Origin of the sequence: Algoriphagus marinus, assembly GCF_001936475.1 — a bacterium.
Classification (GTDB): domain Bacteria; phylum Bacteroidota; class Bacteroidia; order Cytophagales; family Cyclobacteriaceae; genus Algoriphagus; species Algoriphagus marinus.
Genome location: NZ_MSPQ01000001.1, coordinates 183,745 through 205,413 on the forward strand (window position 1 = coordinate 183,745; position 21,669 = coordinate 205,413).

General features: G+C 40.1%; 23 protein-coding genes. 11 read left to right on the forward strand and 12 right to left on the reverse strand.

The annotated features are described in order from the left end of the window. Positions 1-20 precede the first annotated feature (20 nt). Positions 21-803: an undecaprenyl-diphosphate phosphatase gene (locus tag BVC88_RS00740; RefSeq protein ID WP_075348732.1), complete on the reverse strand. Its 783-nt coding sequence runs from the start codon at positions 801-803 to the stop codon at positions 21-23. A 167-nt stretch (positions 804-970) separates the two neighbouring features. On the opposite strand from BVC88_RS00740, the gene BVC88_RS00745 reads away from it, so the two are divergent. Further along, the gene (locus tag BVC88_RS00745) at positions 971-2,857 is read left to right on the forward strand and encodes a DUF4139 domain-containing protein (protein WP_075348733.1); all 1,887 of its coding nucleotides are present in this window, start codon (positions 971-973) and stop codon (positions 2,855-2,857) included. 40 nt (positions 2,858-2,897) lie between these two features. On the opposite strand, the gene BVC88_RS00750 is transcribed toward BVC88_RS00745, so the two are convergent. The 4 genes from BVC88_RS00750 to BVC88_RS00765 all read right to left on the reverse strand — a co-directional run bounded on the left by BVC88_RS00750 (position 2,898) and on the right by BVC88_RS00765 (position 5,202). Further along, a complete protein-coding gene (locus BVC88_RS00750) occupies positions 2,898-3,443 on the reverse strand; it encodes a hypothetical protein (protein ID WP_139316497.1) in 546 nt (181 codons plus the stop codon). A gap of 125 nt (positions 3,444-3,568) precedes the next feature. Then, positions 3,569-4,300 carry a hypothetical protein gene (locus BVC88_RS00755; RefSeq protein WP_139316498.1) on the reverse strand — a complete coding sequence of 244 codons (732 nt, stop codon included), beginning with the start codon at positions 4,298-4,300 and terminating at the stop codon, positions 3,569-3,571. Positions 4,301-4,352: 52 nt separating this feature from the next. After that, entirely contained in the window at positions 4,353-4,640 is a 288-nt protein-coding gene (locus BVC88_RS00760) for a winged helix-turn-helix domain-containing protein (protein WP_217694735.1), read from the reverse strand. Continuing rightward, on the reverse strand, positions 4,627-5,202 hold the full coding sequence (locus BVC88_RS00765) for a hypothetical protein (RefSeq protein ID WP_075348737.1): 576 nt from the start codon (positions 5,200-5,202) through the stop codon (positions 4,627-4,629). The genes BVC88_RS00760 and BVC88_RS00765 overlap by 14 nt, the downstream gene beginning before the upstream one ends. A 166-nt stretch (positions 5,203-5,368) precedes the next feature. Here BVC88_RS00765 and BVC88_RS00770 point away from each other — a divergent pair, with 166 nt between their 5' ends. The 5 genes from BVC88_RS00770 to BVC88_RS00790 all read left to right on the forward strand — a co-directional run bounded on the left by BVC88_RS00770 (position 5,369) and on the right by BVC88_RS00790 (position 8,127). Beyond that, positions 5,369-5,821: a DUF1569 domain-containing protein gene (locus BVC88_RS00770; protein ID WP_075348738.1), complete on the forward strand. Its 453-nt coding sequence runs from the start codon at positions 5,369-5,371 to the stop codon at positions 5,819-5,821. After that, complete coding sequence (locus BVC88_RS00775) at positions 5,818-6,186, forward strand: VOC family protein (RefSeq protein ID WP_075348739.1); 369 nt, start codon at positions 5,818-5,820, stop codon at positions 6,184-6,186. Before BVC88_RS00770 ends, BVC88_RS00775 begins: the two co-directional genes overlap by 4 nt. Before the next feature lie 60 nt (positions 6,187-6,246). Then, positions 6,247-6,873: an energy transducer TonB gene (locus BVC88_RS00780; RefSeq protein WP_075348740.1), complete on the forward strand. Its 627-nt coding sequence runs from the start codon at positions 6,247-6,249 to the stop codon at positions 6,871-6,873. A 127-nt stretch (positions 6,874-7,000) separates the two neighbouring features. After that, entirely contained in the window at positions 7,001-7,651 is a 651-nt protein-coding gene (locus BVC88_RS00785; protein ID WP_075348741.1) for an energy transducer TonB, read from the forward strand. Between the two features lie 17 nt (positions 7,652-7,668). Further along, positions 7,669-8,127: a copper resistance protein NlpE gene (locus tag BVC88_RS00790; RefSeq protein WP_075348742.1), complete on the forward strand. Its 459-nt coding sequence runs from the start codon at positions 7,669-7,671 to the stop codon at positions 8,125-8,127. On the opposite strand, the gene BVC88_RS00795 is transcribed toward BVC88_RS00790, so the two are convergent. Continuing rightward, a complete protein-coding gene (locus BVC88_RS00795; protein WP_075348743.1) occupies positions 8,128-9,060 on the reverse strand; it encodes a hydrogen peroxide-inducible genes activator in 933 nt (310 codons plus the stop codon). Between the two features lie 137 nt (positions 9,061-9,197). Here BVC88_RS00795 and BVC88_RS00800 point away from each other — a divergent pair, with 137 nt between their 5' ends. The 3 genes from BVC88_RS00800 (at position 9,198) to BVC88_RS00810 (ending at position 11,462) form a co-directional block, all read left to right on the forward strand. Continuing rightward, complete coding sequence (locus tag BVC88_RS00800; protein WP_075348744.1) at positions 9,198-10,508, forward strand: Gfo/Idh/MocA family protein; 1,311 nt, start codon at positions 9,198-9,200, stop codon at positions 10,506-10,508. Between the two features lie 98 nt (positions 10,509-10,606). Further along, the gene (locus tag BVC88_RS00805; RefSeq protein WP_075348745.1) at positions 10,607-11,053 is read left to right on the forward strand and encodes a MarR family winged helix-turn-helix transcriptional regulator; all 447 of its coding nucleotides are present in this window, start codon (positions 10,607-10,609) and stop codon (positions 11,051-11,053) included. Further along, positions 11,040-11,462 carry an organic hydroperoxide resistance protein gene (locus BVC88_RS00810; protein ID WP_075348746.1) on the forward strand — a complete coding sequence of 141 codons (423 nt, stop codon included), beginning with the start codon at positions 11,040-11,042 and terminating at the stop codon, positions 11,460-11,462. The genes BVC88_RS00805 and BVC88_RS00810 overlap by 14 nt, the downstream gene beginning before the upstream one ends. Before the next feature lie 52 nt (positions 11,463-11,514). Here the strand turns inward: BVC88_RS00810 and BVC88_RS00815 are convergent, their stop codons facing one another. Further along, positions 11,515-12,489, reverse strand: coding sequence for an NADPH:quinone oxidoreductase family protein (locus BVC88_RS00815; protein WP_075348747.1), 975 nt, complete (start codon positions 12,487-12,489; stop codon positions 11,515-11,517). Between the two features lie 224 nt (positions 12,490-12,713). On the opposite strand from BVC88_RS00815, the gene BVC88_RS00820 reads away from it, so the two are divergent. Together BVC88_RS00820 and BVC88_RS00825 are read left to right on the forward strand one after the other, a co-directional pair. Beyond that, positions 12,714-14,102, forward strand: coding sequence for a dipeptidase (locus BVC88_RS00820; protein WP_075348748.1), 1,389 nt, complete (start codon positions 12,714-12,716; stop codon positions 14,100-14,102). 63 nt (positions 14,103-14,165) lie between these two features. Next, the gene (locus BVC88_RS00825) at positions 14,166-16,262 is read left to right on the forward strand and encodes a protein-disulfide reductase DsbD family protein (protein WP_075348749.1); all 2,097 of its coding nucleotides are present in this window, start codon (positions 14,166-14,168) and stop codon (positions 16,260-16,262) included. A gap of 259 nt (positions 16,263-16,521) precedes the next feature. Here BVC88_RS00825 and BVC88_RS00830 read toward each other — a convergent pair whose 3' ends face one another. The 5 genes from BVC88_RS00830 to BVC88_RS00850 form a co-directional block, all read right to left on the reverse strand. Then, positions 16,522-17,172, reverse strand: a complete 651-nt coding sequence (locus BVC88_RS00830; RefSeq protein ID WP_075348750.1) for a response regulator transcription factor — start codon at positions 17,170-17,172, stop codon at positions 16,522-16,524. Positions 17,173-17,187: 15 nt separating this feature from the next. Beyond that, a complete protein-coding gene (locus tag BVC88_RS00835; RefSeq protein ID WP_075348751.1) occupies positions 17,188-19,044 on the reverse strand; it encodes a tetratricopeptide repeat-containing sensor histidine kinase in 1,857 nt (618 codons plus the stop codon). Between the two features lie 86 nt (positions 19,045-19,130). Beyond that, on the reverse strand, positions 19,131-19,898 hold the full coding sequence (locus BVC88_RS00840) for a S1/P1 nuclease (protein ID WP_075348752.1): 768 nt from the start codon (positions 19,896-19,898) through the stop codon (positions 19,131-19,133). Positions 19,899-19,961: 63 nt separating this feature from the next. Continuing rightward, positions 19,962-21,152, reverse strand: a complete 1,191-nt coding sequence (locus tag BVC88_RS00845; protein ID WP_075348753.1) for a M20 metallopeptidase family protein — start codon at positions 21,150-21,152, stop codon at positions 19,962-19,964. Then, positions 21,133-21,615, reverse strand: coding sequence for a hypothetical protein (locus BVC88_RS00850; RefSeq protein WP_139316500.1), 483 nt, complete (start codon positions 21,613-21,615; stop codon positions 21,133-21,135). The genes BVC88_RS00845 and BVC88_RS00850 overlap by 20 nt, the downstream gene beginning before the upstream one ends. Positions 21,616-21,669: the final 54 nt, after the last annotated feature.

The window sequence follows — 21,669 nt, forward strand, 5'->3', positions numbered from 1 at the left end:
TTTAATTTATTCTAAACTAATCAACCAAGATCAGTTCCCCACATAAAGATCAGAAAGAGGATTCCTAAGACAATCCGATAATATCCAAAAGCAGTGAAACCATGACTGGATACATACTTCAAAAATAGCTTCACTGCTATCCAAGCAGTGATAAATGCCACAACTAATCCGATTCCCATAAATGAAAGTTGCTGATTAGTCATAGCCAAATCACTTTTGAGCAAGTCGTATCCAGAAGCTGCTATCATGGTTGGCACTGCCAAAAGGAAAGAAAACTCAGTTGCTTGTTTTTTGTCCAAGCCATTAAAGACTCCACCTATAATAGTGGCTGCTGCCCGAGATGTGCCAGGCACCATTGATAGGCATTGAAAAAGCCCTATGAAAAAGGCGTTTTTATAGGAAATGTCTTCTACCTCCGCAAGGTCAGTTTCAGAATTCACCACTTTTTTATCAATGAAAATCAACACTATTCCTCCTAAAATCAAGGATACTGAAACCACAATAGGATTGAACAAATAAGCCTTGATGTATTCATAGGCTAAAAGTCCAACAATAGCAGTAGGAATAAATGCCGCTAGTAATTTGAAATAAATGGTCCAGCCACGAAAGAACCGCTTGATGTACATCAGTGCAATCGCTAGAATCGCACCCAATTGAATTCCAATTTCGAAGGTTTTGACAAATTCATCTTCATGAATATTCATCGCAGTAGAAGCCAAAATCATGTGTCCTGTGGAAGAGATCGGTAAAAATTCTGTTAAGCCTTCGATGATCGCAATAATGATGGATTGGAAAAGGGTCATGGCATTTAGCTGATTTCAGGCGCAAAGTTAAGAATACCATTCAAAGGGAAAGAAAAGCTTTGAGAGTTTAGCGTAAATTTTGAGTAGATTTAATTCTAATTTTAGTTAATTTCTTTTTTGAAAAATAAAATCAGCCCTATCTTTTCGTTAAACACCTTATCCTATATATGAAGAAATTATCCCTTTTGCTCGTTCTATTTTGTTTTACATTTTTTGCAAAAGCTCAAGAACTCAAAGAAAGCACCTTCAAATCTGAAATTAAGTCTGTGACCATTTTTCTTTCCGGAGCCCAGATTTTTGAATCAGCTCAAGGAAATTTCCCCGCCGGTGAGTCTGTTGTTGTGATTAAAGGACTGTCTCCCTACTTGGATGAAAAAAGTATCCAAGTCAAAGGAAAAGGGAGTTTTGTAATTCAGGCAGTAAATCGAAGATTGGACTATTTATCAGAAAAAAATATTGGTGAGGAAGTAGAAAAACTCGAGGGAGAAATCGAAACTATCCAGCGAAATCAAAGTAGGGAAAACAGCAGATTAGAAATCCTAAATGAAAAAATCTCGCTACTCAGCGCAAACAAAAATCTTGGAGGAAGCCAAACTAGCACCTCCACAGCAAGTCTGAAACAGGCCTTGGATTTTTATGATGCGGAATTAACTGCGATCAAAAAAGAAGAACTACAGATCAAAGCCAATATGCAGGAGGAGGACCAAAAACTGAGCTCTCTGAGAAGTCAGCTAGCCGGCCTTCTGGCTTCCGACAATAAATCCACCTCTGAAATTCGCGTAAAAATCAAAGCTACAGCTGCGGGCACAGCCAGTTTCGAACTCAATTATCTTGTCCAAAATGCAGGCTGGTATCCAAAATACGATGTACGGGTCAAAGATGTGAGTAGTCCGCTTTCCCTGAATTACAAAGCAGAGGTCTTTCAAAATACTGGCGTAGATTGGAAAAATATCAAGTTGAGATTTTCGAATGGAAACCCTTCTCAAGGAGGGCAAATGCCCGAAATCGACAAATGGGAATTGAATTATGCGCGTTTGACGGTATTACAGCCTAGAAATACACAACCATTTTCCGGATCAGTAAGTGGTAGAGTAGTGGATCAACAAGGTCAGGGAATCCCCGGAGCAACAGTATTAGTGAAAGGAACCACTATCGGTACAACTACAGATTTTGATGGTTCTTATTCGATAACTGTTCCCGGAAAAAATGGTCGTTTAGTCTTCTCATTTGTAGGAATGATGCCAGAAGAAAAGGTCATAAATTCCTCGATTGTTAATGCGCAGCTGTATGAAGACAATCAATCGCTTCAAGAGATTGTGGTGGCTGGTTATGGATCTTCAAACAAAATGGATATGCTTCAAGGCAGAGTAGCAGGTGTTTCAGTCGAAAAAAAATCTGCTTTGGCCCCAGAAGCTCAAACCATCCAAACCACTTTCCAAGAAAATCAAACCACGGTAGAGATCGAAGTAAATGAGCCTTATACGATCAAATCCAATGGTGAACGTACGCTTGTAGATCTTCAGGGGTATCAGATTCCGGCAACTTACCAGTATTCAGCTATTCCAAAATTGGATAAAGACGCCTTTCTGATTGCTGAAATCAACGATTGGAGCAAATACAGTTTGCTTCAGGGCGAAAGTAATTTGTATTTCGAAGAAGGTTTTGTGGGCAAATCTATCCTTGATGGGACTTCGCTTCAGGATACTTTAGGAATTTCGATGGGAAGAGATCGGAGCATCGTCCTCGACCGCAAGAAGAATGAGGAATTTTCCCAAAAGCGAAGCATTGGATCAAATATTACCGAAAGCAGACAATATGAAATCTTGATTCGAAACAATAAATCTCAACCTATCAGCTTGAAAGTAACTGATCAAATCCCGATCTCCGTCAACTCCGAGATTCAGGTAGAAGCAAAAGAACTTTCTGGTGGAAAACTTGATCCGAATACAGGCTTTATTGAATGGGAAGTCCCCCTAAAACCTGGCGAGCAGAAAACACTGGTTTTTGGCTATGAGGTCAAATATCCGAAGCGGGAGAAAGTAATTTTAGACTAGAACCAAAGCAGGCTACTAAAAATTGATAGCCTGCTTTGTTTTATAATTTCTTGGATAACCCCAGTCCGAAGGTAGTTACATTGTAGGCTGTCCATCTGAAGTCTTGACTCAAGACTCCAAATACTTCCCATTCTTTCCGGATTTCAACACCATATTCAATGGATAATCTCGTCAACGTAAAATCCCCATCCACATTCGAAAATTCCTTTCCCATACCAAGCGAAATTGTCCATCTTTCACCAGGTTTGAATACACCAGTAAGAGCAGGAGCAATAGGGCGATTACGTTCTAATATTTTGCCTTTCTCGTTTTCTATATAGAATTTTTCATTCAAAAAATCTGTGTGCAAACCCACTGCCCAGCGATCATTGATCCAATAATTGTAGTCAAGTGCAATTGAAGGAACAGCTAAAAACTCCTTATCTCCCTCCGCATTTCTTCCCTGTCCAATTCTTGCGTGACCAATTACAAAAGCTAAACTATGCTTACTTTGAATCTCGATTTCTTTCTCTTTTTCCGATTCAGTTTGGGAGAAGGCACCAATAGAAAACATAAATAAAAAACTTAATAAAAGTATCTGCTTCATAGAAAACCCATTTAGAACAGCTCAAAAGTAACTTTTGAGCTGTCTTCAATCAACTTTAAACTGCAAGGATTAATCAAAAAAAGGCAAGAATACACATCCTTGCCTTTTCAAAATAAAACCTCTAATCAATTATAATTTAAAGATGGAAGCAACCGCTTGGAGATCCAGTAAAAATCTGGTTCTATTTTCAAAGCCTCTTCCCACGTTTGCCTTGCGAGGGCTTGATTTCCTGCTTCCTGATAAAGAATTCCAGTCCAAGCGAGATTATCTAGATGCATCCAGCTTTTTTCAAAATCGGTTCCTTCAAATTTTTCAGTGGATTTGAGATAAGTCTTGAGCGCAAGTTCCTTATCTCCACCCCACATCTCAGGAGTGAAATAAAGATTTGAAGCATATTGCTTCAAGACAATAGCGGACTGCGGATTTTTCTTCATTGCCTCTTCCAATAAGGCTGAACTTTTAGGCCCGAGAAACATAGCCTTCATCGGAGAATAAGCCATTTTGAAACCAAGTAATCCGGAAAGTAGCGCCTTGGCTTCTGCTCCGTATTTTTTGCTTTCGCTTAAATCTTCAAGACGATCCTGACAGTCGGATGCATATGCCTCAAAAAGCTTTTCATCCTGATCAAACATGGTAGCATTCAATAAGCCGTATTCTGTTAAGGCAAGCTGAAATTTTGCTTCTTCTGAAGGCTTGTCCTGATAAATTTTGTAAGCAAATCCTACATTTTGTTTCCAAGCTTCTTTGTCGGAATTCAGGTAGGCGAGGTAGTTCATTTGCTTTAATTCTTGAGGAATCCCCATGGCAAGCAATACAATCATCATGGGCAAAATGAGAAATTTAGAGTTCGTTTTCATAATTGTAAATTGGTTTATATTATAAACTAAATTGAGAAAATTTTTTTGTCCTTTATTGAATATATTTTTTCAGGTTTTCTACATAGTCTTCAAAAGCCTGAAGTCCTTTACTAGTAATTTTGCAGGTAGTCAATGGTCTTTTTCCACGAAAAGATTTCTCGATGGAGATATATCCCGCCTTTTCCAATTTATCCAGTTGCACGCTAAGATTTCCAGCAGTAGATTCTGTCTTTTCCTTTAGAAAAGTGAACTCCGCTTCCTCCACTGCGATGAGAAGAGACATCACTGCAAGTCGCAACTGAGAATGTAACAGGGGATCTAAAGGCTTAAACTCGCTCACGATAGGTTGTTTTCAGGTAATAACCGGGCACCAAATATCCAAAAATCATTGCAATTCCTGCTACTAAATACTGATCGATCACAGGAAGTAGGAATGCGATAACAGATCCGACCATTAATAGAATACCTCCCAATAATACTACTTTGACACGCACTAGTACTCCTGTGCTAATTACACCTATTCCCGCCAAAATTAGAATGATCGGATTTTGTTGAAAACTCAAAGTCGGCATAAAACTTAGCGTGATCAGCATACCCACAAAGACCGAAATCCAAATTCCGGCGAGCATCTCGTCCAAGTGAGTTTTAACTCGAGCTCTTTTTCGCTTCCGGATATTATCCCAGATACTCAGACCTACTGCAGGGATAATTAGTAACCAGACTATGTAAGGCATTTCGTAACTCATTTTCTCAAAGGTATAATGCCCAAAGTTGCATATTGCAACCACCCAGCCCCAAAGCAAAAGTTGGAAACTTCCATCCCCTGCGGCTTCTTTTTTCGCTTTGCTGATCATCTGTGTGATGATGGCCAAAGACTCTTTGCTGCTTAGTTCTTTTTCCATGATTTTAGATTTATATCATTCTTTACGGATCAAATATAAATAGGTTTACAATATAAACCATTTTACATCAAAATATTTCTCCTCTTGTTTTCTTCACTTGGAGGCTTAAGAGGTGATTCATGAAATATTTTTTAACTTCTATCCTTAAACCCTAGTCTTTTACAAGATGAAAAACATTTTTGATCCCAAAACAAGCAATGAGTTAATCGCTAGAATCAATGCTTTAAATCCTAATACTCCGGCGCTATGGGGGAAAATGTCGGTAGACCAGATGCTAGCTCACTGTATAGTCGCATATGATATGGCCTTCACTGATAAATACCCAAAGCCTAATGCCTTTATGAGGTTTTTGCTCAAGACTTTTGTGAAAAATGGAGTTGTCAATGAAACTCCCTACCCAAAAAACTCAAGAACAGCTCCTGCCTTTATCATATCGGATAGACGAAATTTTGAAAAGGAAAAGGCCAGATTAATAAGCTATATAGAACAAACACGCGATCTTGGGGCTTCCCATTTTGAAGGAAAAGAATCCCTTTCCTTTGGGCCAATGAGTGCTGGAGAATGGAACAATCTCTTCTATAAACACCTTGATCATCATTTAAAACAATTCGGCGTATGAATCATCCAGCAAAATCCATCCGACCTTTTATAGGTGCAAAAGACTACAAAGAAAGCGTATTATTCTATGCCACGCTTGGTTTTAGTGTGCATTCCCTTGGACCCCAGATGTCAGTGGTAAGTGTAAATGAAAAACTCTCCTTTTATTTACAAGATGCCTATGTCAAAGACTGGGTGGATAATACCATGCTTTTCTTGGAGGTCGAAGACTTACAGCATCATTGGGAAGCGATGAAAGTTTTGGGACTTCCAGATAAGTTTCCTGGTGTTCGGCTCTCTACAATCAAAATCAATGATTGGGGCAGTGAATTTTTCCTTCATGATCCTAGCGGGATACTTTGGCATTTTGGTGTTTTTAAATCTTAGTTTTTTCTAACCTTATAATAGACAGTCCGTTAATTCTTCATAACATTAACTTTATTAATTATGAAAAGCCTCTTATTTGCCATTTTCTTGGGATTTTTTTCTGTTACATCAGTCTTTGCCCAGGAAGTAGCTGGCACTGCACATGAGATGAATAAGTTTCTTTCCAGAAATTTAAAATATCCCGCCGAAGCAAGAATGAATAATTTGGAAGGCACAGTAATACTTCAGGCTACTTTTGATGAACAAGGTTTTCCAATTTCTACTTCTATAATCTCCGGTGATGAGGTCCTTGGAGAGGAAGTAACACGAGCATTCTTGGCATTGAAAGAAAATTGGAAGCCTGAATATCTAGGAGATCGAATTAAAAACGATTCTTATTTGATGAGTTTCCAATTTAAATATTCAAAAAATAAGTCCACTTCAACGCGGTTAAATCAAATGATCCCGATAGAAGAACATACGGAATTAATGCAAAGCCCTGAAAAAAGAGTTTCAGGTAGAATTGAAGCCAATCCTTACGATTCCAATTTATACCTAGAAAGAGCAGAATTATATGAGACCTTAAATTTGCCGGTTTTAGCTAAAAAAGATTTGATGCTTGCAGATTATTTCAAACAAAGGATGCTTGCAGAATTCGTTATTATCGTATATCCTGAGGTACATAAAAGCCTCACTTCTTTAGATTAAAAGCTAAATAAGAACACTGCATGGAGTGTTCTTATTTAAAATCGCATCACTTTAAATCTTGTATAAATTTTTGAGTTGAAAGATATTTTTCAAATATTAGTTTTCCATAAACACATTATTCTTTGCTTTGAAATCTCTTCTGCTCTACTCTTCCTTTTTTTTATGCCTTCTTTCTTGTTTTGAAATCCAAGCTCAGGTAGAAAGCCCCTTTAACCTAGTTGGTCCAAAAGCATCCATTGACCAAATTCTTTCAGAAAATGTCCGATATCCATCCGAAGGGTTGCAAACACAAAAAAAGGGGCAAGTTCTATTTTCAATCAAAATCAATGAAGAGGGGATGTTTGACAGTTTGCTGATTTTAGAATCAACCGATGAGATATTCAAAACAGAATCCCTCAGGGCACTCGCATATTTAGAGTCAAATTGGTATCCTGAACTGCTTGAAGATAAACCAAGATCCAGGAGTTATTTGTTGTTTTTCAAATTTGATGCCTTTCTCAACCAACCCAGTCCATATGAGGAAAGAGAGCAAGCTCAAAAATTAATAGAAAAAGAAAAATACGATAAGGCACTTAAACTACTCGATAAACTTTCGGAAGAAAATCCCTACGTCGCAGAAACTTTCGAACTTCGCTGGGAGGTTTATAGGCAATTAGACCAAATTGAGAATGCCCAAAAAGATTATCTTCGCTTTAAATATCTGAAAAAAGAATTTTTAGCAAGTGTTGAAATATTTGCAATAGGACGATCACGCACTGGGGTGCCAATCTCTTTTTAATTCTAACCCTTGATATAATGAAAACTTCGGCAATCACATTATTTCTACTTTCCAGTATCTTATTTTCATGTGATAATTCAAAAAAGCGCACTATACAGGTCGATGAAACTAAAATTGAAGAATCGTTAAGAAAGCCAGATTCTCATAACTCCATGAATTCACTCGATTGGAATGGAACATACAAAGGCATCTTACCTTGTGCAGACTGTGAAGGGATAGAAACAATTTTAACTTTAAATCCTGATCAAACCTATATACTGGTTACAAATTACTTGGGAAGAAATGATGCCTTAGAGGAAGAAAAAAAGGGTTCCTTTTCTTGGAATGAGGCTGGTTCCATCATCACATTAACCAATATCACATCAGGCCCAAACCAGTATAAAGTAGGCGAAAATCGAATTTGGCATCTCGACATCAATGGAGAAATAATCACTGGAGATTTGGCCGATCATTATGTCTTAATTAAATCCTTCTAATTATTTAAAGCGAATGATTTTCCCGTGAGCCCTAGAAGTCATTTCCTGAGGTACCGCCGCAGTTATTTCATTGTAAAGGAGTTCTACCAATTTTTGCTTTAGAAAACTCCGGTTTAAGATTATACTAACTTCTCGCGTAGGTGCTGTCCCACGAAATGGCCTTAGCCGAGCGCGTTCTTCTTTCGAAAGTAACATTGTGGCCAACTCCGGCAATAAGGTCACCCCTTGATAACGATTAACCATATTTTTCAAACCTTCCAGAGATCCGCTTTCGTAGTGAAAATTCTTTGGTCCACTCATCGTCTGATCACATAAGTTGAGTACTTGATCTCGAAAACAATGCCCCTGCTGTAAAACCCAAAAATCTTCCTTTTTCACTTTCAGGGGATCAAAAAATTCTTCTCTGAGAAGTGGATGATCTTCTGAGAGATATGCATAAAACTTCTCATAGAACATTGGTTTTTCTACAATCCCCGGCTCGTCCAGTGGAGTGACAATGATCCCCAAATCCAACTCATCATTTTTGAGTTTCTTGACGACTTCCTCGGTAATCATTTCCTGAACCTCGAGGTTTACCTTAGGATACTTTTCAACAAAGCTTCGAATAAATAAATGAAGCAAGTAGGGAGCTAAAGTTGGGATTATTCCCAATTTAACGACTCCGGAAATATCGCCTTTCAGCTGCGCAACAAGCTCAAAAATCCCTTTGCTTTCAGACAAAACCCGCTTTGCCTGAGCAATTATCTGAACCCCAATCTCAGTTGGGATTACCGGCATTTTGCTCCGATCAAAAAGAATTACACCCAAATCTCGTTCTAGCTTACTCAATTGTGCACTGAGCGTTGGTTGAGTGACAAAGCAGCTTTCTGCAGCATTCCCGAAATGCCGATGCTTATCTACCGCGATAAGATATTCAAGTTGTTGGATCGTCATAGGATTCTAAAGTATCAAAAATCCAAAAGAGTTTCCAAAAAGGTATTTTCTCCTTTTGTCAAATTCCAGAAACATAATTTCACTATAGCCAAGAAAAGCTGTAATTTATTCCGAGTCAATTCATTAAACCTAAAATCATGAGCAAATCCAATTTTTCAAGAAGAAAATTCCTTGCCACCTCACTGCTGACTACAGCAGGACTTGGCGCAATCCCGCAACTTAGTTTTGGGGCTTCGTCCAAAGCCATAAAATTAAAAGACACCTCAAAAGTCCGCCTTGGATTCATTGGAGTCGGTCGACAAGCCATGGGTCTATTGGGGAATTTTATGAAAAACCCCAATGTGGAAGTCACCGCAGCAGCTGATGTGTATGCTATCAAACTGGAGCGTTTTCAAAAGAGAACTTTAAAACATTATGAAGATCGTGGTGGATTGACAGGTGGCATTGCTCTTTATTCCAATTACAAGGATTTGTTAAAAAGCGAGGAGGTAGATGCGGTAGTAATAGCATCCCCAGATCACTGGCATGCTTTGATGGCGATCGACGCCTGCAAAGCTGGAAAAGATATCTATCTGGAAAAGCCTTTGACTTTCACCATAAAAGAAGGTCAAGAGTTAGTAAAAGCAGTCCGATCAAATGGGATTGTCTTAGGAGTCGGAAGTATGCAACGTGCCGGAGCAAATTTTCAACATGCCGTAAGAATGGTGCAAAAAGGCTATTTGGGGAAAATTAAAACCGTCTATGCTAATGTAGGTACTCCTCCCTTTCCAAAGGAAATAGATTTTGAAGCGCAAGCTATTCCAGCAGGATTGGACTGGAAAGCTTGGAATGGACCAATTCCAGCAGTGCCCTATTTCCCAGATCTTAATCCTCCGATTAGTATAAATCCGGAAGAAAATGAGAAAGCTTGGGGTGCATGGCGTTGGTACAAGCGGACAGGAGGAGGATTGATGACTGATTGGGGTGCTCATATGTTTGACATAGCCCAATGGGGAATCGGAATGGATCGAAATGGTCCTGTAGAAGTGATTGTGGATAAAGGGGAAGAACCGATGAAATACCGCTATGCAAATGGAATCGAGATGATCGTCTCACCTTTTGATGACACTAACAGACAAGGGGTAAAATTCATCGGAGAAAAAGGTTGGATTACTGTTTCCAGAGGCAATTATGATACTTCTGTAAAAGAATGCGAAATGAAGTTTACCAAAGAGCAACTGGGTTTCTCTCCACATCATGTGGACTTCATTGATTCAGTATTGATGCGAAAAGATCCAATTGTCCCTGTAGAAGTGGGACATAGCACCTGTACTGTTTGTACAATTGGAAATATTGCGCATGACTTAGGACGCTCTTTAAAATGGGATCCTATTGCGCAGGTATTTATCGGAGATGCAGAAGCAAATTCTAGATTGCATTACAATTACGAGAATGGGCTCTCTCTTTAATTAGCAATTCTAATCTAAAAAAAGGAATCAAAGTTTAAGTTTTGATTCCTTTTTTAATTTTATTCCGTTAGATTGTATTCAATCAAAAAAACTTATTTATGAATCCTTCTCAGAATCTCGCCCTTCATCTTTATTCCAGCTCTCGAATTTTCATTCAACTGATTCAAAGTAGATTAAAAGAGTTTGGATTGACTTATCCACAGTATCTGGTGTTGGCTGTATTATGGAAAGAAGATGGATTACGCGTAAATGAAATAGGTCAACGACTCGAGTTAGACTCTGGAACTTTAACTCCGCTTCTTAAAAAATTGGAGGCGATGAACTATGTAAAACGACAACGTGGAGAAGCGGATGAGCGGACGGTAACTGCAGAATTAACCTATCCAGGAAAGTCTCTTCAGAGTAAAGTTGAGGCACATTTGATGAAGTTTGATGAATTACTTTCAGAAATTCAGGATCTCTCGCTTGATTCTATAAACCAAAGTCTCGTTGAGTTGTTAGAAAGTTTAAAATCATTGAAAAATTCAGAAAATGGAAAAACTTAATATTGATTACACAGCAGTAGCAATCAACACCGGAGGAAGAAAAGGTCATGTGAAAACAGATGATGGATTGCTAGATTTTGATGTCGCTATGCCAAAAGAAATTGGTGGCGAAGGTGGAAAAACCAATCCTGAGCAATTTTTTGCTGCTGGATATGCTTCTTGCTTTGGAGGAGCTTTAGGAGCTGTAGCAGGCAAAACCAGTTTGCGAGATTCCGAAATCAAAGCAAAAGTTCACTTAGGGAATTATGGTCCGGGAAGCTTTGGTTTGGCAGTAGATATCGAAGTGAAAATTCCACATGCGGCATCATTGGAAGAAGCTCAGAAGTTAGTAGATGCAGCACACGAAGTTTGTCCTTACTCTAAGGCTACCAGAGGAAATATCGAAGTAAATGTGAAGGCAGTTGTTTAATACTGACTGAAGAAAAAATAATTAGGCTGGGAGAAACCCAGCCTTTTTTATGTCAAATAACCACAACTCCTTTACCCAACATTTTTCGATCAAGCAGCGCTTGCAAGGCCTCTGGAGAATCTTGCAGAGAATATCGCTTACTAATATGTTGTTGAATTTTTCCTTCATTGATCCATTGAACCAGCTGAGCGATATTCTGAAAACTCTGCTTTGCTTCCAACTTTGAAAATTGGCCCCAGAATACGCCAAGAATGGCACAGCCTTTCAAAAGCGGAAGATTCATTGGAATCTTTGGGATTTCCCCATTGGCAAAACCAACAATCAAATAGCGTCCTTTCCAGGCTATTCCTCTCAACGCCGCTTCCGTAAAATCTCCTCCGACAGGATCGTAAATTACATCCACACCTTTTCCTCCAGTCAACTCTTTGATCCGGGTTTTCAGATCCTCATTGGAATAATTGATCGTTTCTGAAGCACCTTTTTCCCGGCACAATTCAAGCTTCTCATCCGTCGATGCCGCAGCAATTACTTTGGCGCCCATTAGTTTTCCCAACTCCACCGCAGCCAAACCTACACCGCCAGCTGCACCCAAAACTAGGAGAGTTTCTCCTTCTTGGAGTTTAGCCCGATCTTTTAATGCATGAAAAGAAGTACCATAGGAGTAAAGTGTGGTAGCTGCAACCTCTGGAGATAATCCAGGAGGCATCGCAAAAACCCGATCCGCGTCCACGGCTACTTTTTCTGCAAACCCACCCCAACCACAGAGCGCGAGAACCGATTGACCTACTTGAAATTGGGCCACATCCTCTCCGAGTTCAAGTACTTTTCCAGCTACCTCTCCTCCTGGTGAAAAGGGCAATTCTGGTTTGAATTGATACTTTCCTTGAATGATCAGCACATCAGGAAAATTAACTCCACAGGCTTCTACGGCAATGAGAATTTGATTTTTTGCAGGTTTAGGGTCTGGCAGTTCACCAAAAATGAGACTATCCGGAAGACCAAATTGATTACAGATGATTGCTTTCATAGTTGAAATTTTGTCACAAAGGCACTAAGAGTTTAAATTTCTTTGGGCTATTAAACCAAACGGTCAACGCTATTTAGGGAAGTACAGTAAATATCTTTCAGCTTTCTCACTTCTACTTTCTAAATTTTCAAGCTTGGACAAGATGGCATTTCCTTAAATAAAACTAGGCATTTCCTGCCGAAAAGGATAATTTTGAGCTCTTTACTAAAATAGATAACCCAATTATGGCGGTCAACGATTTCATACGCTCCAACAAAGACAGATTTTTGAACGAACTACTCGATTTACTTCGAATTCCATCGGTTAGCGCCGATCCTAAATTCAAAGACGATGTCTTTGCGGCAGCAGATTTTGTGAAAGATTCTCTTGTAAAAGCTGGTGCCGATACCGTGGAAATCTGCCAAACTGCAGGCTATCCAATCGTCTATGGCGAGAAAATCATTGATCCTTCTTTGCCCACTGTTTTGGTCTACGGACACTACGATGTGCAACCTGCGGATCCTTATGAATTATGGGATTCTCCGCCATTTGAGCCAGTGATCAAAAACACCAAAATTCATCCCGAAGGAGCAATTTTCGCCCGTGGTTCGGCAGATGATAAAGGTCAATTCTACATGCATGTGAAAGCGTTCGAAGCCATGATGGCTGAAAATGATTTGCCTTGCAATGTGAAATTCATGATTGAGGGCGAAGAAGAAGTGGGTTCAGACAACCTAGACAAATTCGTAATCGAAAATAAGGAGCGACTGAAAGCAGATGTGATTCTGATTTCCGATACACACATGATTTCTATGAAAGATCCATCCATCACGGTTGGTCTTCGGGGCATGGCCTATATGGAAGTCGAAGTGACTGGTGCCAATCGGGATTTGCATTCCGGAACATATGGCGGAGCAGTCGCCAACCCAATCAATGTGCTTTGTGAGATGATCGCTTCTATGAAGGATGAAAATAATCACATTACCATTCCAGGCTTTTATGATAAAGTACAAGAGCTGACTGATGCGCAGCGTGCACGGTTGAACGAGGCCCCTTTTGACTTAAATGAGTACAAAGAAAAACTCGACATCAATGATGTGGAAGGTGAAAAAGGCTATACTACTATCGAACGAATTGGTATCCGTCCTACGCTGGATGTAAATGGAATCTGGGGAGGATATATCGGAGAAGGTGCTAAAACAGTACTTCCTTCAAAAGCTTCTGCAAAGATTTCCATGCGTTTAGTTCCTGATCAGGACTGGAGAGAAATCGCTGAAATCTTCGAAAACCACTTCAAGTCCATTGCCCCGGCTTCAGTTAAAGTGAAAGTAAAAGCACATCATGGCGGTGCTCCAGCAGTAGTTTCAGATTCGTCTGTGGGTTACCAAGCGGCCGAAGCTGCCATGGAAGAGACTTTTGGAAAGCGACCGATCCCTACTCGCGAAGGAGGCTCAATTCCTATCGTAGCTTTATTCCAAAAAGAATTGGGTTCAGATCCGATTTTATTTGGCTTTGGCTTGGACACGGATGCTTTGCATTCTCCAAATGAGCATTATGGTGTAAAAAACTATTTTATCGGAATAGAGACCATTGCTGCCTTCTTTAGACACTTTAGATCACTAAGCGGGAAGTAATTCAGGAACTTAAACTTCAATTTTCTCCTTTGGATAGCAATATTCCTCATCTCCATGCATTCAATGTTAGGTAAATTCGGAAAACTTATTTTTCCGATCTTCTTCTTTTTTATCGCCATCTCCAACGGGCAAATCATCGCTCCTCCAAAGTGGACGGTGGCAATTAGCCCTGATCAACCAGCGGTTGGTGAAAAAGCAACCTTGATCCTTGAGGCAACCATTCCTGTGGGATGGTATATTTATTCCAATGACTTTAAGCCAGACTTGGGGCCTATTCTCACCTCGCTGGATTTGGAACAATCGGAAGCTTATGCAAAAGCTGGAGGCCTGAAAGCGATTAACCCAAAGCGGAAGTTTGAGGAAATTTGGGAGGGAGAAGTCACCTATTTTATGGGAAAAGGACGTTTTGAGCAACCTTTAACCCTAAATTCTAAAAGTGGGACAATAATAGGTTCCATCACTTATCAAATGTGCTCTGACCTTACTGGTCAATGCATCAATTACGAAGAGGATGTGGAAATTTCTTTCACTGCTGTTCAAAAATCTCCTGAAAAATCAGCAGAAACCAAGACAGAATCTGCGCCCACAGAAAGCAAGCAGAAAGAGGATGTCTTTGCAGAAAGTGATTCCCTTTTTGCTTTCACACCAGATCAGTCAATCCCAGCAGATGAGACCGAAGATTCCCAATCTGAAACGGAAGAAATTCAGCTGATTGAGGCACCTGAAGTACAGCAAGAATCGCTTTGGGGATTTATGATTTTGGCATTCTTAGCCGGATTGGCAGCATTGCTTACTCCTTGTGTTTTTCCGATGATTCCGATGACGGTGAGCTTTTTCACCGGTCGGACTACAAGCAAAGCCATAGGAATTCGAAACGCATTCATTTATGGAGCCTCAATCATTGGTATTTATACCATTGCAGGGACGGCAGTGGCTGCTATTCAAGGACCGGAATTTGCCAATTGGCTAGCCACACATTGGTTGCCAAACCTCTTTTTCTTCGGTATCTTCATCTTCTTTGCATTAGCTTTTTTGGGCATGTTTGAGATCACTTTGCCTTCAGGCCTAGTGAATAAAGTGGATGCTAAAGCTGAAAAAGGGGGATTGATTGGCGTGTTCTTTATGGCCTTCACTTTAGTCTTGGTTTCCTTTTCCTGTACCGGTCCCATCGTAGGCTCTATTCTGATTTCTTCAGCAGGGGGAGAATTAGTCAAGCCCGTATTAGGAATGTTTGCTTTCTCTTTAGCATTTGCCATTCCATTTACACTATTCGCAATTTTTCCAGAGTGGATGAACAGACTTCCAAAATCAGGTGGCTGGCTGAATTCTGTAAAAGTTGTCTTAGGGTTCTTGGAACTAGCCTTGGCTTTCAAATTTCTCTCTATTGCCGACCTAGTGTATCATTGGGGAATTTTGGACCGGGATATTTTCCTTGTGATCTGGATTGTGATTTTTGCAGCATTGGGATTATATCTTCTAGGGAAAATCAGGCTGCCGCATGATTCACCAATGGACCATATTGGTGTACCAAGACTACTATTGGCTTTGGTGACCTTTATGTTTGTGGTCTATATGATCCCAGGACTTTGGGGCGCTCCGCTCAAGTATCTCAGCGGCTATTTACCTCCATTGACTACACAGCAGTTTAAAATCGGTGAGGGAATTTCTGCTTCAAATGAACCCCGTGCGCAAGTTACTTACGGTGATTTGCTTGAGATTCCCTTCGGGATCCAAGGATACTTTGATTATGAAGAAGCTTTAGCTGCCGCAAAAAGTCAAGGCAAACCCTTATTGATTGACTTCACCGGACATGGCTGTGTGAACTGTCGGAAAATGGAGGAAAATGTATGGTCTGATCCACAGGTTTTGGCTCGCTTGAAAAACGATTTCGTGATGGTCGCGCTCTATATTGATGAGCGACTGGAGCTACCGGAGAGCAAGTGGTACACCTCCTCGTACGATGGGAAAGTGAAAAAAACCCTTGGAAAGCAAAATGCTGATTTCCAGATCACCCGTTTTAATAACAACGCTCAACCTTACTATGTGATATTGGATCACAGCGAAAATCTCCTTGCTCCACCACGAGGGTACGAAACCAATATTCAGGAATTCGTGGAGTTTTTGGAAGCTGCCAAGAATGAATTTAAAACCCAGAATTAGGAAATTTAAATTGGGGCCTTGCCTTATTTTTAATTGTGAATATCCGCTTTCTTACCATTTACCAAATTTTATTGATGTTCACCTCGACCTCGCTCGGTGAGCCTTAGCTTTTAAATTAGGTGGGGGAATAAACTGCGGCGGCGGCGCAGTTTATTCCCCCACCATAATTAACCCCAAATCCGAAGGCCGAGCGAAGTCGAGGCCAGTTTGATCAACTGGCATAATTGCGGATAATGAGATTATTCAATTTTAATCTCTTTTATCGTTCAATTATCCGATTTCTTACCGCTTTCTGTACTGCTTCAAGCTTCGAGTGCACTTGGAGTTTGCCGTAGATATTCTCGATATGCTTGCGGACAGTCTTCGGAGATATAAAGAGATTTTCCCCGATTTGGTTGTAGTTAAGTCCTTTTGAAGTTTGCTCAAGTATTTCAATTTCCCGAGCTGTCAGGTTGATTTCTTCCTTTGGTTCTTCAAAATTCGGAGGATTGCGAAGGAGCTTTAAAGCTTTCATCGCTACAGAGGGAGTCATAGCAGCGCCACCCTCTAGGGTATCCAAAATGCCTTGATGCAAAGATTTAGCATCTACTTCCTTAAGCAAATAGCCATGTGCTCCGGCTTGAATAGCTCTGAAAATATTCTCGTCATCATCGAATACGGTAATCATTATGATTTTGATTTGAGGATACTTCTTGGTGATTTCTGCAACTGTTTCAATGCCATTCATTTTGGGCATCTCAATGTCCATTAGAATCAGGTGGACATTGGAGTCCTGCTCTAGTTTTTCCAAAAACTCAACTCCATTATAGCCATAAAATTTGACCTCCAAGTCTTCAAAAAATGAAAGCTTTTCCAAGATTGCTTTGAGCAAAAATGAATTATCCTCTGCAATTGCAATTTTTATCGCCATGATGATTTTTAAAAATTAATAAATACAAACTTCAGTTCCTTGATTTTCCTGCGTATCAATAGTAAGATTCTTTCCGATACGGTCCGCACGGTTTCTCATATTCCCCAAGCCATTTCCCAAATTATTGGTTTTGATCCCTTGCCCATTATCTCTTACACATATCCGTAGAGCATCACCTACTTTTACCAAGTTTATCGTGATTTTCGAAGCATCTGCGTGCTTTATGGCATTATTGATAGCTTCTTGGACTACTCTAAAATAATTAATCCCCTCCAGTGAATTGAGTAAAAATTCCTTTTCAATCTGATCATCCACCTTTAATTCAAAATCAATCGTAGGACATGCTTCTTTTGCCTTAGCTATGAAGTTGGCCAATCTTCCCTGAAGATCTTCCAAGCTCACGTTCTCTTTATTCATGGCCCAGATGGTATCTCTCAACTCGCCAACTGTTTCGACGGTAAAGGAGGAAATCTGATCAATTTTTGATGCCATTTTCTCCGGTCCAAGATTACCCAATTTCAGGTTGTTGAGTGAGGAAACAATAAAGGTCAGCTGAGCGCCAATATTGTCATGCAAATCAGATGAAATACGATCCCGCTGCTCATGAAGGCGCTTTTGTGTTTCTTGCTCTGCATAAATCGCCTGAAGCTTAGCCTCCTGCTCTAAATGTCTGTTTTTAGTTTTTTGCCTGTAGTATATAAAGAAACCGAGTCCAAGAAGTGAAATTGAAAAGATAATTGCGAGCAATAGTTGGTTATTTCGATTCTTGACCAAAAGTTCATTTTCTGCCAAGGCAGCTCTTGACTCTGCTAGCTCCCGTTCTTTGGTTTCCACTTTATACTTAGCTTCAAGATCCGCCATTTGCTTCAAGCGCTCATCTTTGAAGATTGAATCTTTAAGTGAGCTGTACTGCTCCAAAAAGTCAATGGCCACCGGAAGTCGACCGCGTAATTTATTGTAGCGGTATTGCTCTTGAAGGTAATCCCGCTTTTTCTCTATGGATTGACTCAATTCCACATATTTCGCAGCAGAATCCAGCATGTTTTCTGCTTCGCTGTAGTTGCCCAGATTGTAAGCGATCGTCCCTAAGTTTGTATAGTTTGTCGCTATTCTCGTATTGCTTTTTGCCTTTTGATTAAGAGAAAGTGAGACTACCATCCACTTTTTAGCCTCCAAAAAATTCTTTTGCTTTAAAAGCGTGTTCCCAATATTATTGAAGGTATTCGCAACCTTAATGCTATCGAGGTTTTTCAAATCATCAATTACTTGATAATGGTAGTATAATGCACTATCAGGCTTATTCCAATCATCAAAATTAATGGCAATCGCATTTAAGGCATAAGCTCGAAAAAGTGGCTTGGATTTTGGAAAATCTTCTAGGAGCTGGAGCGCTTCCTTTCCATAAGCAACTCCCTTGTCATATTGCTCCATATCATGGTAGATCACCGAGATATCGAATAGCGCAAATGCCATGTAATTTGAATCCAAGGCATTCAAGGCGTGATTATAATGCTCCTGTGAAAAATATAATGCTTTATCCCAGTCTCCCGTGAAACTATTGATACGAGATAGTGATATGAAAGCCATACTTCGAATACTGGCTTCAGCTTTTGGGTCAACAAGGTCAACACATTTTTGAAAATAAATTTCAGCACTATCGTATTCCGAATTCGAATAAAATCGATCAGCGATGAAATAAAAATAAAGACCTGAGTCACCCGAATTCTGAAGATTCTTTTTTTCCAATTCAAATATAATGGAGGCAGAGTCTCGGTTAAGCACAGTTCTTCCTAGCCTATCCCGCAAAGTTTGAGAATAGGAAGCCGTAATCACCAGAAATGCTACTTGAAAAAGGGCAAATGTTCGAAGCATAAAGGTCAAGATCGCTAACCTTTTAAATATAAAAAATGCTTTTTGGGTTTATGCTTTTTTCGAGATTTTTTAAAATTATTTGTTGATTAACCGTAAATCTCTTCCAAAATCTGGGCTAATCTAACGCTTGCTGCAACCAATCTTTCCTCAACAGTATCATTGGATTCGTACATATAGACCCAGCTGATTTTTTTACTCTCCGGTAATTTGTATACAAGTGGTCGAAGGGCAACAGCTTCCTTCAGCCAATCCTCCATAGTTGCATTACGATACGTCTGCTTGAGCTCGGGAGTTAATCTACGATAAAGCTCATTCGCAAGCTCAGAATAGCTCATGCCTTTACGGTCAATCATTCCACTATCCCAAAGTGCGTGAAGATTGGTTGATTGGTTAAAAAATTCTATTCTGACGTCATTTCCTCCACGATCCTCACCTGTACCCACATGGAGCGGCTGATGAATATCCTCTACCATATGAATCAGCATTTTGAGTTTTTCTGCCTCTTCCTTCGGGCTTAGATTTCCAGCTTTAAGCTCTGCCTTCAATCGCTGAATCGCTTCAAACGCATCCCCTCCTTTTTCCTGATGTGCAGGATCATACTCCCCATTTTTGGAAGTCAAATAATGCCAAGAATTTGCATAATCATAGGACTTATCAGATCTAATCTCGTCCATCCAAGTGCCACTTCTTCCGAGCGACATAGGATAAAGAACCTTTTCAACTTTGGTTAAAACCGATTTTTTCATTTGCCGCTCAGCCATAAGGCCAATTACATAGTGACCTAATTGCCCCCAAGCAGAAGCTTGAGTCACAGAGAGGGAGAGCATCACTGCAAATAGAAGTACTTTTTTCATAAATCTGATGATTGAATAGTCACAAAGATAGTAGGCAAATTATAGAGGGAGATGAATAAAAGATTAAGCTTTTTGCAATTCGGCCACTGCGAGCCAAGCCATCAAACCAGCTCCAATTTCAAGAGCATCTTCATCAATATCAAAAGTCGGTGTATGCACTCCAGAGACAATTCCCCTTGCTTCATTTCTAGTTCCTAGTCTATAAAAACATCCATCAACCACTTGAGAATAATAAGCGAAATCTTCAGCTGCCATCCAGATATCCAAGTCCAGCACATTTTCAGCACCTAGATAGGCTCTTGCAGCTTCGGTTGCCCGAGCGGTTAATTCAGGGTCATTTTGAAGAAAGGGATACCCTTTTCGAATTTCAAAATCCACTTCTCCACCCATTCCTTCAACTATACCATGAGCGATTTGAAGCATTTTTTGATGTGCTTTGGCACGCCAATCTTCATTCAAAGTTCGGAACGTTCCCTGAATTTTGACTTCATTAGGGATCACGTTTGTCGCTCCGAGAGCTTCCACTCTTCCAAAGGAAAGTACGGAAGGGATTTTTGGACTAGCGGCTCTACTTACCACTTGCTGCAGAGCAACAATTAGATGAGAGGCAATCAAAACAGGATCTATCAAGGTCTCTGGCATAGCTCCATGACCTCCTTTGCCTTTTACTGTGATGTAAAGCTCATCGGCAGAAGCCATGTATAAACCTTGTCGAAAACCAACTTTTCCAGCTGGAATAAATGGCATCACATGCTGACCGATAATTCCGGCTGGACGGGGATTTTCCAAAACTCCATCTTTGATCATAAAAGATGCTCCGCCAGGAGCGACTTCTTCGCCCGGTTGAAAAATAAGCTTAATGGTTCCTTCAAATTGATCTTTGACCTCCTGAAGTATTTTGGCTGCTCCCAAAAGTGAAGCAGTATGTGCATCATGTCCGCAGGCATGCATGACGCCAGGGTTTTTGGATTTATAGGGAACATCATTTGCCTCGATGATTGGCAGCGCATCCATATCAGCACGAAGTGCGATGACTTTTTTACCGGGATTTTTACCTTCAATCAATGCTGACCAACCGGTATTTGCCTTTTGCTCGATGGTGGTTATACCCAGGTTTTCCAGCTTTTCCTTTACAAAGGCAGCTGTTTCAAATTCCACATAAGAAAGCTCCGGATTTGCATGAAGGTGACGCCGATTTGAAATTACCTCGTCTTTATAGGCTTTTGCCAGTTCTTTAATTTTGTCCTTGAGCATTTTCTTTCTCCAGTGGTGTCACAAAACCTTCACGTTGAAAACGGTCCTGAATGATCCGGGCAGTAGGAAATTGAGACTTTATTAATGAAAAGTTTTTTTGTGATTCAAATTTGTAATTGTATTTCCCCACTTTGACCAAATAGCGTGGCTGCTGGTACTGAATTTCAGCATTGATGTCAGGAAAATATTCATTGAGTTCGGACTGGGTTTTGAAAGCCCGATCTCGATCGACACCTGAATAAACCAAAATGGTATATCCTGAATAATAGGGTTCCGATTTATTCTTTTCGATCAATCTGGTTTTGACCTGATTTAACTCTTTATCTACAGTGTTATCTGAAACAGCCAAGTTGGCCTGACTTGATTCATTAAGTTGTTGTGTATAATCCGGGTATTGAGGTAGGGAAGAAAGCTGAATATCCTCTCGATAGTTCTGATAGGAATTTCCGGAATCAGTAGTCACTTTACTTGTTTTACAACTAGCAAAAATCAATACTATTCCAACAATCCAATAACC

Coding starts and splice junctions, on each gene's coding strand:
- BVC88_RS00740 (WP_075348732.1), bottom strand. CDS start 803: ATGACCCTTTTCCAATCCATCATTATTGCGATCATCGAAGGCTTAACA.
- BVC88_RS00745 (WP_075348733.1), top strand. CDS start 971: ATGAAGAAATTATCCCTTTTGCTCGTTCTATTTTGTTTTACATTTTTT.
- BVC88_RS00750 (WP_139316497.1), bottom strand. CDS start 3,443: ATGAAGCAGATACTTTTATTAAGTTTTTTATTTATGTTTTCTATTGGT.
- BVC88_RS00755 (WP_139316498.1), bottom strand. CDS start 4,300: ATGAAAACGAACTCTAAATTTCTCATTTTGCCCATGATGATTGTATTG.
- BVC88_RS00765 (WP_075348737.1), bottom strand. CDS start 5,202: ATGGAAAAAGAACTAAGCAGCAAAGAGTCTTTGGCCATCATCACACAG.
- BVC88_RS00770 (WP_075348738.1), top strand. CDS start 5,369: ATGAAAAACATTTTTGATCCCAAAACAAGCAATGAGTTAATCGCTAGA.
- BVC88_RS00775 (WP_075348739.1), top strand. CDS start 5,818: ATGAATCATCCAGCAAAATCCATCCGACCTTTTATAGGTGCAAAAGAC.
- BVC88_RS00780 (WP_075348740.1), top strand. CDS start 6,247: ATGAAAAGCCTCTTATTTGCCATTTTCTTGGGATTTTTTTCTGTTACA.
- BVC88_RS00790 (WP_075348742.1), top strand. CDS start 7,669: ATGAAAACTTCGGCAATCACATTATTTCTACTTTCCAGTATCTTATTT.
- BVC88_RS00795 (WP_075348743.1), bottom strand. CDS start 9,060: ATGACGATCCAACAACTTGAATATCTTATCGCGGTAGATAAGCATCGG.
- BVC88_RS00800 (WP_075348744.1), top strand. CDS start 9,198: ATGAGCAAATCCAATTTTTCAAGAAGAAAATTCCTTGCCACCTCACTG.
- BVC88_RS00805 (WP_075348745.1), top strand. CDS start 10,607: ATGAATCCTTCTCAGAATCTCGCCCTTCATCTTTATTCCAGCTCTCGA.
- BVC88_RS00810 (WP_075348746.1), top strand. CDS start 11,040: ATGGAAAAACTTAATATTGATTACACAGCAGTAGCAATCAACACCGGA.
- BVC88_RS00815 (WP_075348747.1), bottom strand. CDS start 12,489: ATGAAAGCAATCATCTGTAATCAATTTGGTCTTCCGGATAGTCTCATT.
- BVC88_RS00820 (WP_075348748.1), top strand. CDS start 12,714: ATGGCGGTCAACGATTTCATACGCTCCAACAAAGACAGATTTTTGAAC.
- BVC88_RS00825 (WP_075348749.1), top strand. CDS start 14,166: ATGTTAGGTAAATTCGGAAAACTTATTTTTCCGATCTTCTTCTTTTTT.
- BVC88_RS00830 (WP_075348750.1), bottom strand. CDS start 17,172: ATGGCGATAAAAATTGCAATTGCAGAGGATAATTCATTTTTGCTCAAA.
- BVC88_RS00835 (WP_075348751.1), bottom strand. CDS start 19,044: ATGCTTCGAACATTTGCCCTTTTTCAAGTAGCATTTCTGGTGATTACG.
- BVC88_RS00840 (WP_075348752.1), bottom strand. CDS start 19,898: ATGAAAAAAGTACTTCTATTTGCAGTGATGCTCTCCCTCTCTGTGACT.
- BVC88_RS00845 (WP_075348753.1), bottom strand. CDS start 21,152: ATGCTCAAGGACAAAATTAAAGAACTGGCAAAAGCCTATAAAGACGAG.